This window comes from Streptomyces sp. NPDC048337 (assembly GCF_043201175.1).
In the GTDB taxonomy this organism is placed as follows: Bacteria; Actinomycetota; Actinomycetes; order Streptomycetales; family Streptomycetaceae; genus Streptomyces.
The window spans coordinates 202,220-215,951 of record NZ_JBICYR010000010.1 but is presented as its reverse complement, the minus strand read 5'-3'; the positions used below and the strand labels follow the sequence as shown (position 1 = coordinate 215,951).

The window sequence follows — 13,732 nt, the reverse complement described above, 5'->3', positions numbered from 1 at the left end:
TGATGGTCTTCTGAGTGCGGGCAGCGCCCTGCGCAGCGACAGTCATCAATGAACTCACCTCCTGGTCATGCACGTGCCGACGTTCTCCGGCCGATCGGCGGGAACGGATCCACCGTAACAAGATCCCTCGCGCCGGGGCCAATTGTTTTTCCGTCACGTGCCGTCCGACGGGCGTTTCGGCGTGCGCGGCGGCCCCTCCTGGGCGACCGTGGACCTGCCCGCCCTGCCCGCCCTGCCCGCCCCGCGCGTTTCGCGTTTCCGAGGAGACCTGCCGTGAACTGGACGCTCGAAGTCGTTCTGGTCCCTGTCACCGACATGGACCGGGCGAAGGAGTTCTACGCCGACAAGGTCGGCTTCGAGGTCGACCTGGACGACGAAGTCGCCCCCGGCGTCCGCATCCTCCAGCTGACCCCGCCCGGCTCCCGCTGTTCGATCGCGCTGGAAAAGGGCCTGCCCCCGGTGCCCGGCGCGAAGAGGATGGCCCCGGGCACCCTGCACGGCCTCCAGCTCTGCGTCACGGACATCGAGGCGGCCCGCGAGGAGCTGGTGGCCCGGGGCGTGCCGGCCTCCCCGGTCCGCCACCTCGGCGACGCGGGCTGGGAAGACGGCAAGGGCCAGACCTGGAACTCCTTCCTCACCTTCGAGGACCCGGACGGCAACGGCTGGGTGGTCCAGGAGGCCCCGTCAGAACTGTCGGAACGCTGACGCCCGGTCCGGTCCCCGGGTCTGGAAGCGCTCCGCGTACGAGGCGTTGGCGCGGCCGAAGGCCGCCCGCATGTCCAGGGTGCGGGGGGAGGTCGGGTCGTGGAGGCCGGGCGGGACCTCGCAGCGGCCGCCGGTCGCCTCGCAGGTGACGCGGAAGCGGGTGGCCGCCGGGACGGTGAGGGCCACGCGGCCCGAGTCGGCCCGGGCGGTGACGTGGTCCGGCGGGGTCAGGAAGGTCGCGGCGGCCCGGCCGGAGCCGACGCGGATGTCGGCCTCGGCGGAGGTGAGGCCGGTGGCCACGAGGCTGCCCGAGCCGATCCTGGCGCGGAGGGGTCCGCGCACCGCCGTGAGGTTGATCCGGCCGGAGCCGATGTCAGCGTCGACGGCGCCGCCGAGGCCGCTGAGGTAGACCTGGCCCGATCCGGCCGTCACCTTCACCGGGATGCCGACGGGCACGGTGACCCACAGCTGGACCGAGCAGCCGGCCCCCGCGGTCAGCCAGCTGCCCTCGCCGGGGCAGTGCGGGGTCACTCTCAGGGTGTCGCCGAGCCGGCTCTCCTCGATGACGGGCGCCTTCAGCGACCAGCTCAACTCGGCGCGGTAGCCGACCTCCTGGTCGGCGCGCGGGGTGACGACCACGTCCGCGCCGCCGGCCACGATCTCCAGCGCGGTCACCGGGCGGCCGTCGCTGCCGCCGGTCACGACGCGGCTCTGGGAGTTCGCGTACGACCACGTCTGCCAGGCGGCCGGTGCCACGACGAGGAGAGCGCTCAGGATCGCCGCCGTGATCCACGCCGTCCGCTGCCGCGGGCGGGCCCGCGCGGCCGGGGCGGCTGCCGTCACGGTGTGCCGTCCAGGAAGCGCAGCACCGCGAGGACCCGGCGGTGGTCTCCGTCGGCCGGGGGCAGGTCGAGCTTGCCGAAGATGCTGTTGATGTGTTTCGCCACCGCGCTCTCGCTCACCACGAGTTCGGCGGCGATCCCGGCGTTGGAGCGGCCCTCGGCCATCAGGGCCAGTACCTCGCGTTCGCGCGGGGTGAGGCGTTCGAGGGGGTCCGGGCCGCCGCCGCGGCGCAGCAGGAGCTGGGCGACGACCTGCGGGTCGAGCGCGGTACCGCCGGAGGCCACGCGTCGCAGGGCGTCGATGAAGTCCTCGACGTCGGCGACCCGTTGTTTGAGCAGGTAGCCGATGCCCGCGCCGCTCTGGGCGGCCAGGAGGTCGGCCGCGTACCGCTCCTCCACGTACTGGGAGAGCAGCAACACCGCGGTGTCCGGACTCTGCCGGCGGATCATCAGGGCCGCCCGTACACCTTCGTCGGTGAAGCCGGGTGGCATCCGTACGTCCACGAGGGCGAGTTCGGGGCGGTGTTCCTCCACCGCGGCGAGGAGGGCCTCGGCGTCGCCCGTCTCGGCGGCCACCTCGAATCCGGCCATTTCGAGGACTTTGACGAGTCCTATGCGCAGCAGGACGGAGTCCTCGGCGATCACAGCGCGCACGGCAGCTCCACGGTGATGACGGTCGGGCCCCCGGGAGGGCTGCTGATCATGATGGTTCCGTCCACCGACCCTACGCGTTTGCGCAGGCCCACCAGACCGGTGCCGCGCCCCGGGTCGGCTCCGCCCACCCCGTCGTCGGTGACGGTGACGGTCAGTACGTCCCCCCGGCGGCCCGCCGTTCGTACGAGGCGTACCGAACAGTGCTCCGCCCGGGCGTGCTTGGCCACATTGGCCAGGGCCTCGGAGACCACGAAGTAGGCGACGGCCTCCACGGTGGCCCCCGGCCGGGACGCCAGGTCCACGGTCAGCTCTACGGGGAAGGGGGCGCGGGCGGCGATGCCGGAGAGAGCCGCGTCCAGGCCGCGGTCCTCCAACACGGCCGGGTGCAGGCCCCGGACGAGGCTGTTCAGCTCCTCGATCGCCTCCTTGGCCTCCCGGTGGGCCTCGTCGATGACGGCCTTGGCCTCGGGCGGCAGGTCGGGCAGGGTGGCGCGGGCGATCCCGAGGTTCATGGCGAGAGCCACCAGTCGTTGCTGTGCCCCGTCGTGCAAGTCCCGCTCGATCCGGCGGCGTTCGAGGTCGGCGGCGTCCAGCACGCCGGCCCGGCTCTCCGCCAGGTCCTCGACGCGCCGCTCCAGCTCGCGGGCCCGGTTCGGGCCGAGGAGGGCGGCCGCGGCGAAGGCGTCCAGGCGGGTGCAGGCCGCGGCGAGCCAGGGCGCGGCCAGGATCAGCAGGACGCCGCCGGCGGTGATGAGGTCGTAGGAGCCGGTCCAGCCGGGCGTACGGGTGTCCTCGGGCAGGATCCAGAACCAGCCGTAGACACCGGCGGCGGCCGCGCCGAGGGCCCACGCAAGAACCACGGCTGCGCCGGCGGTGGCGGCGAGCGGGCTGACGAGGAGGTGGTAGCCGTACTGCCGCCAGGTCGCCTCGGAGCGCAGCCGATCGGCCAGCCCGCGCGGGCTCGACCAGGGTCTCTCCCGTACGACCGCCGGGACGTCGAGGCCGAGGAGGGACCAGAACCGGCTGCGCTGGAGCAGGGTGAGCAGGGGGGACAGCAGCAGGATCAGGAGCAGCGGGACCACGCTGCGGCCGGGCTCCAGGGCCACGTAGGTGAGGCCGAGGAGGGTGGGGAGGGCGGGTGGGATCGCGGCCACCGTGAAGGCCGTGTGGCGCCAGGCCCACGCCGACCACGGCGCGTGGCCCGCGATCCAGGTGTAAGTACGCCGCAGCGGGCCGGAAGTTGCCATGCCCGTACGGTAATCGCACTGATCAGGGGCCTGCCATCACGCTGGTGCCAGCCCGGGGGTGTAGCTGGCACCACCCCCGGTTCGGACAGAGGGGCTACTGATCTTGGCGACTCGGCGGACGAGGCTGGTGGTGTGCCCGGGGGACGGACCGCCGGGCCGGAAGGAGACCCGCAGCCATGGCCCTCGTCGCCCCTCAGGCCCGCACCTGGCGCACCCCCCGGCTGGCCACCGCCCTGACCGGCGCCGGTGTGGCGCTGGTGCCCTGGATGCTCGTACTGGCGAAGACCGTGCCCCAGACCGCCGAGGTCAGCAACTGGGCCACGGCCTGGATCGGCCTGGACCTGATGCTGGCGGCCGGGCTGGCCGGGACCGGGACGCTGCTGCGCAAGGGCGACCCGCGGGTCTCCCCGGTGGCGGCCGCGACCGCCGCGCTGCTGGTGATGGACGCCTGGTTCGACGTGACGACCTCGGCGGGGACCGGCGGCCAGGGCCTGGCGCTGCTGCTGGCGGCGGGCGCGGAGCTGCCGCTGGCGGCGGTGTGCGCCGCGGTGGCGGCCCGGCACCGCTAGGCCGCCTCTCGTCCCCGGGTTGGTCCGATAGGTCGGATCTGACGGTGGGTCGGGGCGGGACGCCCCGGGCGGCAGCAGATGGTCTTCGGCGTCAACCCGGGCCCTCCCGCTGAGTTCGAGAACGCGATCACCGGCTGGGCCGCCCGCCCCCAGGGACTTCACGATCCACCTCAAGCACTGACCTAACCGAAGCGTACGGGCAGGTACTTGATGCCGTTGATGAAGTCCGAGCGCAGTCGCCTGACCTGACCGGTGACTTCGAAGTCCGGGTGGTGGGCCAGCAGTTCGCGGATCAGTGCCTTGATCTGCGTACGGGCCAGGCCGGCGCCCAGGCAGAAGTGCGGGCCCCCGCCGCCGAAGGCCAGGTGGTCGTTGGGGGTGCGGCGGATGTCGAAGGTGAAGGGGTCGGCGAAGACCTCCTCGTCGCGGTTGGCGGAGGTGTAGTACGTGACCACCTTCTGGCCCGCCGAGATCGGGCGCCCGCGCAGGACGGTGTCGCGGGTGGCCGTGCGCCGGAAGTTGTGGATGGAGCCGCCCCAGCGGAGGAACTCCTCCGTGGCAGAGGTCCACAGCGCCTCGTCCCTCGGGGCGGCGGCCAGTTCGGCGCGGGCGGCGGGGTGTTCGGCCAGGGCCAGCAGGGTGGCCGACAGCAGGTTGCGGGTCGTTTCGTTGCCCGCGACGCAGAGCAGCACGAAGAACATGTTGATCTCGTGCGGGGTGAGCCGGTCCCCCTCCACCTCGGCGTGGACCAGGGTCGAGAGGATGTCCTCCCGGGGGTGCGCGCGCCGGTCGGCGGCCAGCGCGTCGCAGTAGGCGTAGATCTCCGCGGCCGCCATGTCGCTGTCGTGGCGGCCGGCGGAGAGCTCCGGGTCCTGGCCGCCGGCCATCCGGTTGCTCCAGTCGAAGATCAGCCGCTCGTCGCCCGGCGGTACGCCGACCATCTCGCAGATCGTCTGGATCGGCAGCCAGGCCGCCACGGCGGAGACGAAGTCCATGTCGCGGCCCGGGACGACCGCCGTGTCGATGAGGGCGGCCGCGCGCTCGCCGATCCGGGCCGCCAGGCGGCGTACCACCCGGGGGGTGAAGCCCGCGCTGACCAGGGCACGGTAGCGGGAGTGTCGCGGGGCGTCCATGCCGAGCAGTACGAGGCGCAGGGTCTCCAGGGACTCGGGGCTCTGGTCGCGGACCATGAAGGAGCCGAGTTCGGTGGACCAGAGCTCGGGGTCGCGGCTGATCGCCTTGATGTCGGCGTGGCGGGTGATCGCGTAGAAGCCGTCCTGGGGGCCCGGACCCGGTACCTCGTGCCAGTGGACGGGGTCCTCGCGGCGCAGCCGGGTGAACTGCGCGTGCGGGACCTCGCGGGCCCAGGTGTCTTCCAGGAGGTCGATGTCCCCGGCGGGGATGGAGGGCGGGGTGGCGGGCGGGGTGCCGGTGGGGGTCACGAGTCCACTTCCCTTCGGGGCGCTTCCAGGAGGGCGCCCAGTGCTTCGAGGACGAGGGCGTCGGGGACGCCGCGGGGGTCCAGGCGGTGCTGCATGGCGAGGCCGAGCAGGACGCCGAGGACGAGGGCGCCGGTCTCCTCGGGCGGACGGCCGAGCGGGGTGCCGGTGGCTTCGGCCCAGTCGGCCAGGCCCTCACCGAGCTGGGCGCGGATCTCGGCGTAGCGGTGGGCTAGTTGCGTGCCGATGAGGGGGCCGCGGGCGCCGTGCAGCCAGAGCTCGGTCTCCAGGAGCAGCCAGGAGTCGCCGTGTTCGGGGTGCGGGAGGGTGAGGCTGCGCCACATCGCGGAGAAGTGCACGGCGGGGTCGGCCGGGTCGGTGCTGGCGGCGATCTCGGCGGCGAGTTCTTCGGCGGTGCGCTCCTTCCAGACCTCCAGGAGGGCCAGCAGCAGCCCCTCCTTGCCGCCGAAGTGGCTGTAGAGCGCACCGGTGGTCCGCCCGGCCGCCTCGGCGACGGCCTCCGCCGAAACGGCGTGGTACCCCTTCCGGGCGAACAGCTCGGCGGCGGCGTCGATGAGCCGGGACCGGGTCTCGGACTTCCGCACGTCTTGCCGTTTCGCCCGCCGCGGGTCGGGGCGTGGGGAACGGGCAGCGGGATCGTGGGGTGGCATGGGGGCTCCCGGGTTATATCGGGGTTCCGATATAAGTTGCGGCCGCCGCTGACGGTTCGTCAATACCCGTGCCGGGTCGATGTCCGTTTCGTTCAAGACGGGCCCGGTGGGGCGTGCCTAGCCTGCCGGTATGACTCCACGACTCGACATGATCGGCCTGGTCGTCTCCGACATGGCCGCCTCGCTCGCCTTCTACCGCCGCCTCGGGCTGGACGTCCCGGCCGAGGCCGACGGCCAACCGCACGTGGAGGCCGCCCTGCCCGGTGGCATGCGGATCGGGTGGGACACGGAGGAGACCATCCGCTCCTTCGACCCGTCCTGGACCCTGCCCTCCGGCGGCGCCCGCACGGGGCTCGCCTTCCTGTGCGACTCCCCCGCCGAGGTGGATGCCCTGTACGAGGAGCTGACCGGAGCGGGGTACCGAGGGCACCTCAAGCCCTGGGACGCCTTCTGGGGGCAGCGCTACGCCGTCGTCCTCGACCCGGACGGCTCCGAGGTCTCCCTCTTCGCCCCGGCGGCCCCCGCCACGTAGCCGCTCAGCGTGGTCCCGGCCAGCGCCCGCACCTCGCGGGCCAGGTGTGCCTGGTCGGCGTAGCCGGCGGTGCAGGCCACCTCCGCGTACGGCAGGCCCGCCCCGGCCAGCGCCAGGGCGCGGCGCAGCCGCAGGATCCGGCCGAGCGTGCGGGGCCCGTACCCGAAGGCGTCCAGGGAGCGCCGCCGCAGTTGCCGCTCCCCCAGGCCGACCGCCGCGGCGATCCCGGCCACCGCCTCCCCAGCCCGGAGCCGGGCCACCACCTCGGCGGCGAGGGGGTCGGGCGGCCCGGCCTCGGCGGCGCGGCGGGCGGCCAGCGCCTCCAGTCCGGTACGGGGGTCCCCATGGCCCGCGACCAGCCCCGCGAGGCGGCGTACCTCCCGGGCCGGCCACAGCTCGGCCAGCTCGACGCGCAGGTCCCGCAGCGCGTGCGCCGGTACGCCGAGCAGCGCGGGCGCGGTGCCGGGCGCGAGCCGGATCCCGGCGAAGGCCCCGCCCGGGACCTCCCCGGCGGGGTGCGGCCCGGTGTCGGGCCCGGCCACCAGCAGCCGCCCGTCGACCCACAGCAGATCCATGCACCCGTCGGGCAGCACGGCCCCGCCGTTGCCGCGGACCCGCCACAGCACGGCCCCGGGCACGGCCGCCGAGGGAGCTTCCTCGTACACCCCTCCAGAGTAGGACGAAGATCGATGGCCTCCCCCGCCGTCGCGCCGGTAAGGTCACCGCATCCGTTGTCACCAGGGGGAGTTGAGCCGTGACCGAGAGAGTCGGGCAGCAGGATCCGGGGCGGATCCCGCCGATGCCGGCGCAGCCCCCGCAGCTGGGGCCCGTGCCCCAGGCCTCGTCGTCCGGCCACCCGCCGCGGTGGGCGTGGTGGGTGATCGGGATCGTCGTCCCCGTCCTGGGCACGGCGGCCACCATGCTCGCCACCTCGGCGCGCGAGGGAGCATCCCCGCCACCCGCCGCGGGCGTCACCGCTCCGGCCGGCACCGCGGGCGCCGCCGCGGCCTCGACCCCGGCGGCCTCCGCGTCCCCGTCGAAGTCGGCGACGCCCTCCGTCGGCCCCCTGGCCCCCGCACCCGGCACCCCCTCGGCGTCGCCGAGCGCCCCGGCCGGCCCCGACCTGACGGCCCCCGCCGGCTACCGGGCCCAGCAGGGCCGGTGGGGCATCGCGCCGCCGCCCTGCGGCGAGACCCTCCTGGTCGACCTCGACGCCGGGGTGTCCACCTCCGTCAAGGTGAAGTACGCCGGGGAGGGGGCGACGGCGGAGCAGACCGCCCCCGCCGAGCTCGAGTACCGGCCGGACGGCTTCGGGTGCGGGAACCCGGGCGAGGCCCCGACCTACGTGAAGCTGATGTCCACCACGGGCCGACAGGTGGGGGTCCTGCGCGCGGGACAGCCGCAGACCTACGAGGGTTGCCGGGCCGCCGCGGGCACCGGCTTCGGGCCCGTGCAACTGGGCGGCAGCGCGGCCAGGGAACGGGGAATCGTGAAGGGCGCCGCCCTGTGCTCCGTCACCGACGGGGGTTCCGTGGCGATGGCCCTCATCGAGGACTACAGCAGCGAGTACACCCCCGCGGTGAGCGGCCGGCTCATCGTCTGGTCCAAGGGCTGAGCCGCTCGCCCGCGGCGGGCTCGGCGGCCGGGGCGGTCCCCCGCCTCCGGCGCGCGGCGGGCCTGCGGCTGCTCGGGCCGCGCCGGCCTCGCCGGCCGTGCGGGGCCCGGAACGGTGCCGAGCCCGGAACCGGTGCCGCGCCCCGAGCTAGTGCTTGCGCAGCCGCGCCGAGTAGTCGTCCGGCGGCAGGAAGTTCGACCAGCGCTCCGGGAACTCCGACGGCATCCCGCCGTCCTCGTCGTCCTCCGACTCGCCCTCGGCCAGGGCCCGCCAGGCGGCGGCCCGCGCGATCAGCTGCGCGGCCTCCGCCTCGCGCGCCCGCTCGTTCGCCTCGCGCGCGGCCGCCGTGGCCACGGACGGCCAGACCCGGTCGATGGCCGCGTTCACGGCGGCGCCCACGAGCACCGCGAAGGCCGAGATGCCGATCCACAGCAGGACGGCCACCGGGGCCGCCAGGGAGCCGTAGATCGTCGGCCCCTCCACGGTGTTGGTGAGGTAGATCCGCAGCAGGAACGAGCCCAGCACCCACATGGCGAGGGCCACGAGCGCCCCCGGCACGTCCTCGATCCACGGCGAGCGCACCGGTACGGACACGTGGTAGAGCGTCGTCAGGAAGACGATGGACAGCAGGGTGACGGTCGGCCAGTACAGGATCGCGATCACGTCCGTGCCCCAGGGCACCAGCCGCACCACCGCGTCCGGCCCCACCACCATCAGCGGCAGCACGATGGCCCCGATCAGCAGGGCGACCACGTACAGCAGGAAGGCCAGCAGCCGGGTCTTGACGATGCCGCGCTGCCCGTCGAGCCCGTACATGACGGTGATGGTGTCGATGAAGACGTTCACGGCGCGCGAGCCCGACCACAGGGCGAAGGCGAAACCGAGCGAGATCAGGTCCGGGCGGCCACTCCTGGTGACGTCGTCCAGCATCGGTCTCGCGATCTCGTTGACGCCCCGGTCGGACAGGACGGTGCCGACCGCGTTCAGGATGTTCTCCTCGATGCTCTGCACCGACTGGGTGTTCGTCCAGCCGTCCACGTAGCCGAGGAGGCCGAGCAGGCCGAGGAAGAGCGGAGGCAGGGAGAGCAGCGTGAAGAAGGCCGCCTCGGCCGCGAGCCCGAGGATCCGGTACTCGATGCACGAGTTGACGGTGTCCTTCAGCAGCAGCCAGCCCATCTTCCGCTTGGAGACGTTGCGATAGAGGGCGCGGGCCCGGTGGAGCCTTCCATGGCGTCCGAGGATCCGCTCGGGTGTTTCTTTTGCTGGCTGCACGTCCTTACGGTATCCGCATGGCAGCCACCACCCACACAGTCACCAATCAGGCCCCGCCGCTCGTGGGCTACGACGTCTACGGGGGCGACCGCGCCCTGACCGAGGGCGTGGAGCGTCATCTCGCCTCCGCCGACCCCGAACTCCTCGGCGGGGTACGCGAGGAGCTCTCGGAGCTCGGGCGCGCCGCGGGTTCCGCCCAGGCCCAGGAATGGGGGGCGCAGGCGAACGAGAATCCGCCGAAACTGCGGACGCACGACCGGTACGGGAACCGGATCGACGAGGTGGAATTCCATCCGGCCTGGCACCGGCTGCTCGGCAAGGCGGTGAGCTCCGGGCTCACCGACGCCTGGGGGCGCCCGGCCGGGCACCTGCGCCGCGCCGCCGGGTTCTTCGTGTGGTCCCAGGCTGAGGCGGGGCACGGCTGCCCGATCTCGATGACGCATGCCGCCGTCCCGGCGCTGCGGGCCGATCCCGCGCTCGCCGCCGAGTGGGAGCCGCGGCTGACCTCGCACGTGTACGAGGAGGGGCTGCGGCCGGCCGCGCAGAAGGCCGGTGTGCTCTTCGGCATGGGGATGACGGAGAAGCAGGGCGGGAGCGACGTACGGGCGAACACGACGGCGGCGGTGCCGCTGGACGCGTCGGGCGAGTACCTGCTGACCGGGCACAAGTGGTTCTGCTCGGCGCCGATGTGCGACGGCTTCCTGGTGCTGGCGCAGGCGCCCGGCGGGCTGACGTGCTTCCTGGTGCCGCGGGTGCTGCCGGACGGCACGCGCAACGTCTTCGCGATCCAGCGGCTGAAGGACAAGCTGGGGAACCGGTCGAACGCGTCGAGCGAGGTGGAGTTCGACGGGACCTGGGCGCGGCGGGTGGGCGAGGAGGGCCGGGGGGTACGGACCATCATCGAGATGGTGGCGGCGACCCGGCTGGACTGTGTGATCGGGTCGGCCTCGCTGATGCGGCAGGCGCTGACGCAGGCCGTACACCACGCGGAGCACCGCTCTGCTTTCGGAGCACCGCTCATCGACCAGCCGCTGATGCGCAACGTCCTGGCCGACCTCGCCCTGGAGTCGGAGGCGGCCACCACCCTGACCCTGCGGCTCGCGGCCGCCTACGACGCCGGCACCGAGCAGGAGAAGGCCTTCCTGCGGCTGGCCGTGCCCGCCGCCAAGTACTGGGTGACCAAGCGCTGTACGCCGATGGTGGCGGAGGCCCTGGAGTGTCTGGGGGGCAACGGCTACGTCGAGGAGTCCGGTCTGCCGAGACTGCTGCGCGAATCCCCGCTGAACTCCATCTGGGAGGGATCGGGCAACGTACAGGCCCTCGACGTGCTCCGCGCCCTCCAGCGCGAGCCGCAGGCGCTGGCCGCCTTCCTCCAGGAGGTCGGGCTGGCCCGGGGCGCCGACCACCGGCTGGATTCGGCCATCAAGGACCTGCTGACGGAGCTCGCCGACCTGGAGGGCATCGAGGCCCGGGCCCGCCGGGTGGTCGAGCGGATGGCGCTGGTGCTCCAGGGATCGCTGCTGGTCCGGTGGGCTCCGCCCGAGGTGGCGGACGCGTTCTGCGCCTCGCGGCTGGGAGGCGACTGGGGCACGGCCTTCGGCACGCTGCCGCACAGCCTGGACCTGCGAGGAGTCGTGGAACGGGCGAGGATCGCGGGCCACTGAGGGGGCACCGGGGACCCCCCAAGGTCCCCACCACCGCTCCGAGCCGGGATCCGGGCCCGTCGACCGGGAACAGGGGTGGCGCCGCGCCGACTCGGCACCACCCCTGATCCGAGAAGCCCCGAGGAGGAGCTGTCACGCCGCCGGGCGGCGTCCGGACAGTTTCGGTCGACCGACCGGGACTTGGCGAGAGTTGCATAACGTTGCAACCCTTGGGTCGGCAGTCGCCCGCCGGGGGTGCCGGGGGAACGGCATGCGCGGACCGCCCGGGCGGCTTCCCTCGTACGTCCGCACGTCGGTCCGTACGTACGTCCGTCCAGTTCGCACGGGGAGGTTCCGGTGGCCGACACCGCTGGCAGCGCGGTCGATGTGGCGCGGATTTCGGCCATGGACGCGCGGGAGGCCGCACGTCTGCTCAAGGGAGTACGGGCGGCCGCGCTGGCCGGTGACCGGCCGCCGGCCGCGCCGCGCCCGGAGATCGCCGAGTCCTGGCGCCGGATGATGGCCGGCGGGGTCCATCCGGAGCGGGACGCGCGCTCGCGGATGCTGTCGGCCGCCGAGACCGAGGAGCGGCGGCACGTCTCGCCGCTGCGGGAGATCCTCCCGGTACTGCGGGAGGGGCTGCTGCCGTCGCTGGACGAGGCCCTGCACATCATGGTCGTCGCCGACGCCGACGGGCGGCTGCTGTGGCGGGAGGGCCACAGCTCCATCCTGCGCAAGGCGGACCGGCTCGGCTTCGCGGTGGGGGCCGACTGGGACGAGGCCGTGGTCGGCACGAACGGGGTCGGCACCGCGCTGGTGGCCCGGCGGCCGGTCCAGGTGTTCTCGGCGGAGCACTTCGTCTCCAGCCACCACGACTGGACCTGCGCGGGGGCGCCCGTACGGGATCCGCGGGACGGGCGGCTGCTGGGCGTGGTCGACGTCAGCGGGCCGCTGGCCACCATGCACCCGGCGACCCTGGCGTGGGTCAGCTCCGTGGCCCGGCTCGCCGAGCGGGAGCTGCGCATCCGGCACCTGGAGTCCCTGGAGCGGCTGCGGTCGGTGGCGGCCCCGCTGCTGGCCCGGCTGCCGGGGCAGGCGCTGGCCGTGGACCCGAACGGCTGGACGGCGGCCGTGACGGGCCTGGCGCCCGTGGACCGCGTCCCGCTGCCGAAGTCCTTCGGGCCGGGGCGGGTGTGGGTGCCGCAGCTCGGGGACTGCGCGGTGGAGCCGCTGCCGGGCGGCTGGCTGCTGCGGATCGCGCGGGACCGTACGCGTACGGGGGTGACGCGGGTCGTCCTCGACCTCAGCCGGGTCGGTTCCTGGTCGGCGACGGTGTACGGGGCCGCCGGGAGCTGGTCGCAGGAGCTGAGCCCGCGCCACGCGGAGCTGCTCTTCCTGCTGGCGGAGAGCCCGCGGGGCCGCTCGGCGGCGGAGCTGGCCGCGGAGCTGTTCGGGGACCCGACGCGCACGGTGACGGTCCGGGCGGAGCTGTCGCGGGTACGCCGGAACCTGGCGGGCGTGCTGACGCACCGGCCGTACCGGTTCGCGGAGGACGTGGAGGTGGAGCTGATCCGCCCCCAGGACCCGGCGGCGCTGCTCCCGCACTCGACCGCACCGGCGGTGATCCGGGCCCGCCTGGGCCGTTCGGGGCCGGTCGTGATTCCCTGACGTGCATGAGCACCATCACACTCACCACGTGGTCCCTGGAGATGACCTCCCCGACGGACCTGATACCGGCGACTCCCCCGGGCCCCGAGATCGAGATCACCCGGGCGGAGGTCCCCTCCCCGGAATTCAGCCGCTTCCTCTACGCCTCGGTCGGCGGCGACATCCACTGGACGGACCGGCTGTCCCTGACCCGCGCGCAGTGGGTGGAGCAGTTGGGGCGGCCTGGCGTGGAGACGTGGGTCGCGTACGACCGGGGCACGCCGGCGGGGTACGTGGAGTTCGACCCGCAGGAGGACGGTGTGGTGGAGATCATCTACTTCGGCCTCCTGCCGGACTTCCGGGGGCGGCGGATCGGGGGGCACCTGCTGTCGGTCGGCATCGCGCGGGCGTGGGACCTCGCGTCGCGCTGGCCGGAGCGCGAGCCGACGCGGCGGGTCTGGCTCCACACATGCAGCCAGGACGGGCCGACGGCGATGGACAACTACCTCAGGCGGGGCTTCAAGGTCTTCAGGACGGAGACGGAGCCGAAGGAAGACACCCCGACCCCGGGCCCCTGGCCGGGCGCGTAGCTCCTCCGGGGTGGTGAGCAGCCCGCTGTGGGGCCCGCCCCTCAAACGCCGGCGGGATTCGGCCAGGGCTGGGGGAGACTGGGGGAACGTGGGGTTCCGGGGCGTGAGCCCCGTCACGTCATCCCAGGATTCGGGACGACATCGTCCGGATCGTGGACAGTAGTGGACTCCTCCAATCGGCACATGACACGCTTCCGCCATGAATGGAGCTGGAATTGCCTTGGTGAGTCGGCGGCACGTCGACCTCGGCCGCATGTCCAGCGCCATCTGTCCGGCTTGCTGACGGAACCAGCAACCGCCGCACAT

The 13,732-nt window shown here is 73.7% G+C and carries 15 protein-coding genes; 8 read left to right on the top strand and 7 right to left on the bottom strand.

The genetic code is table 11. The features are described 5' to 3' along the window. The first annotated feature begins 273 nt into the window (after positions 1–273). Positions 274–705 (top strand): VOC family protein, encoded by a 432-nt coding sequence (locus ACGFYU_RS19040; protein WP_393828442.1) that lies wholly within the window; start codon positions 274–276, stop codon positions 703–705. Here ACGFYU_RS19040 and ACGFYU_RS19035 read toward each other — a convergent pair. The 3 genes from ACGFYU_RS19035 to ACGFYU_RS19025 are packed head-to-tail and all read right to left on the bottom strand — an operon-like array spanning position 685 to position 3,448. Further along, positions 685–1,548, bottom strand: coding sequence for a hypothetical protein (locus ACGFYU_RS19035; RefSeq protein ID WP_393828441.1), 864 nt, complete (start codon positions 1,546–1,548; stop codon positions 685–687). The genes ACGFYU_RS19040 and ACGFYU_RS19035 overlap by 21 nt on opposite strands. Next, on the bottom strand, positions 1,545–2,201 hold the full coding sequence (locus ACGFYU_RS19030; RefSeq protein ID WP_393828440.1) for a response regulator: 657 nt from the start codon (positions 2,199–2,201) through the stop codon (positions 1,545–1,547). The genes ACGFYU_RS19035 and ACGFYU_RS19030 overlap by 4 nt, the downstream gene beginning before the upstream one ends. Then, a complete protein-coding gene (locus tag ACGFYU_RS19025) occupies positions 2,189–3,448 on the bottom strand; it encodes a histidine kinase (protein ID WP_393828439.1) in 1,260 nt (419 codons plus the stop codon). The genes ACGFYU_RS19030 and ACGFYU_RS19025 overlap by 13 nt, the downstream gene beginning before the upstream one ends. Positions 3,449–3,624: 176 nt before the next feature. Here ACGFYU_RS19025 and ACGFYU_RS19020 point away from each other — a divergent pair, with 176 nt between their 5' ends. Continuing rightward, on the top strand, positions 3,625–4,017 hold the full coding sequence (locus ACGFYU_RS19020) for a hypothetical protein (protein ID WP_393828438.1): 393 nt from the start codon (positions 3,625–3,627) through the stop codon (positions 4,015–4,017). Positions 4,018–4,199: 182 nt separating this feature from the next. Here ACGFYU_RS19020 and ACGFYU_RS19015 read toward each other — a convergent pair whose 3' ends face one another. Together ACGFYU_RS19015 and ACGFYU_RS19010 are read right to left on the bottom strand one after the other, a co-directional pair. Next, on the bottom strand, positions 4,200–5,459 hold the full coding sequence (locus tag ACGFYU_RS19015; protein ID WP_393828437.1) for a cytochrome P450: 1,260 nt from the start codon (positions 5,457–5,459) through the stop codon (positions 4,200–4,202). Beyond that, positions 5,456–6,061: a TetR/AcrR family transcriptional regulator gene (locus ACGFYU_RS19010; RefSeq protein WP_393828436.1), complete on the bottom strand. Its 606-nt coding sequence runs from the start codon at positions 6,059–6,061 to the stop codon at positions 5,456–5,458. The genes ACGFYU_RS19015 and ACGFYU_RS19010 overlap by 4 nt, the downstream gene beginning before the upstream one ends. 196 nt (positions 6,062–6,257) lie before the next feature. Between ACGFYU_RS19010 and ACGFYU_RS19005 the strand changes: the two genes are divergently transcribed. Next, entirely contained in the window at positions 6,258–6,659 is a 402-nt protein-coding gene (locus ACGFYU_RS19005) for a VOC family protein (protein WP_393828435.1), read from the top strand. On the opposite strand, the gene ACGFYU_RS19000 is transcribed toward ACGFYU_RS19005, so the two are convergent. Beyond that, positions 6,590–7,324 (bottom strand): helix-turn-helix domain-containing protein, encoded by a 735-nt coding sequence (locus ACGFYU_RS19000; protein ID WP_393828434.1) that lies wholly within the window; start codon positions 7,322–7,324, stop codon positions 6,590–6,592. The two genes, ACGFYU_RS19005 and ACGFYU_RS19000, sit on opposite strands and share 70 nt — an antisense overlap. Before the next feature lie 89 nt (positions 7,325–7,413). Between ACGFYU_RS19000 and ACGFYU_RS18995 the strand changes: the two genes are divergently transcribed. Further along, positions 7,414–8,274 (top strand): hypothetical protein, encoded by an 861-nt coding sequence (locus ACGFYU_RS18995; RefSeq protein WP_393828433.1) that lies wholly within the window; start codon positions 7,414–7,416, stop codon positions 8,272–8,274. A gap of 147 nt (positions 8,275–8,421) precedes the next feature. Here ACGFYU_RS18995 and ACGFYU_RS18990 read toward each other — a convergent pair whose 3' ends face one another. After that, the gene (locus tag ACGFYU_RS18990; protein ID WP_393828432.1) at positions 8,422–9,546 is read right to left on the bottom strand and encodes a YihY/virulence factor BrkB family protein; all 1,125 of its coding nucleotides are present in this window, start codon (positions 9,544–9,546) and stop codon (positions 8,422–8,424) included. A 17-nt stretch (positions 9,547–9,563) separates the two neighbouring features. Between ACGFYU_RS18990 and ACGFYU_RS18985 the strand changes: the two genes are divergently transcribed. The 4 genes from ACGFYU_RS18985 to ACGFYU_RS18970 all read left to right on the top strand — a co-directional run bounded on the left by ACGFYU_RS18985 (position 9,564) and on the right by ACGFYU_RS18970 (position 13,709). After that, positions 9,564–11,210, top strand: coding sequence for an acyl-CoA dehydrogenase family protein (locus tag ACGFYU_RS18985; protein ID WP_393828431.1), 1,647 nt, complete (start codon positions 9,564–9,566; stop codon positions 11,208–11,210). A gap of 384 nt (positions 11,211–11,594) precedes the next feature. After that, positions 11,595–12,857, top strand: coding sequence for a GAF domain-containing protein (locus ACGFYU_RS18980; RefSeq protein ID WP_393828470.1), 1,263 nt, complete (start codon positions 11,595–11,597; stop codon positions 12,855–12,857). A 5-nt stretch (positions 12,858–12,862) separates the two neighbouring features. Next, on the top strand, positions 12,863–13,426 hold the full coding sequence (locus tag ACGFYU_RS18975; RefSeq protein ID WP_393828430.1) for a GNAT family N-acetyltransferase: 564 nt from the start codon (positions 12,863–12,865) through the stop codon (positions 13,424–13,426). Positions 13,427–13,625: 199 nt separating this feature from the next. Beyond that, positions 13,626–13,709, top strand: coding sequence for a putative leader peptide (locus ACGFYU_RS18970; RefSeq protein ID WP_310942095.1), 84 nt, complete (start codon positions 13,626–13,628; stop codon positions 13,707–13,709). Positions 13,710–13,732: the final 23 nt, after the last annotated feature.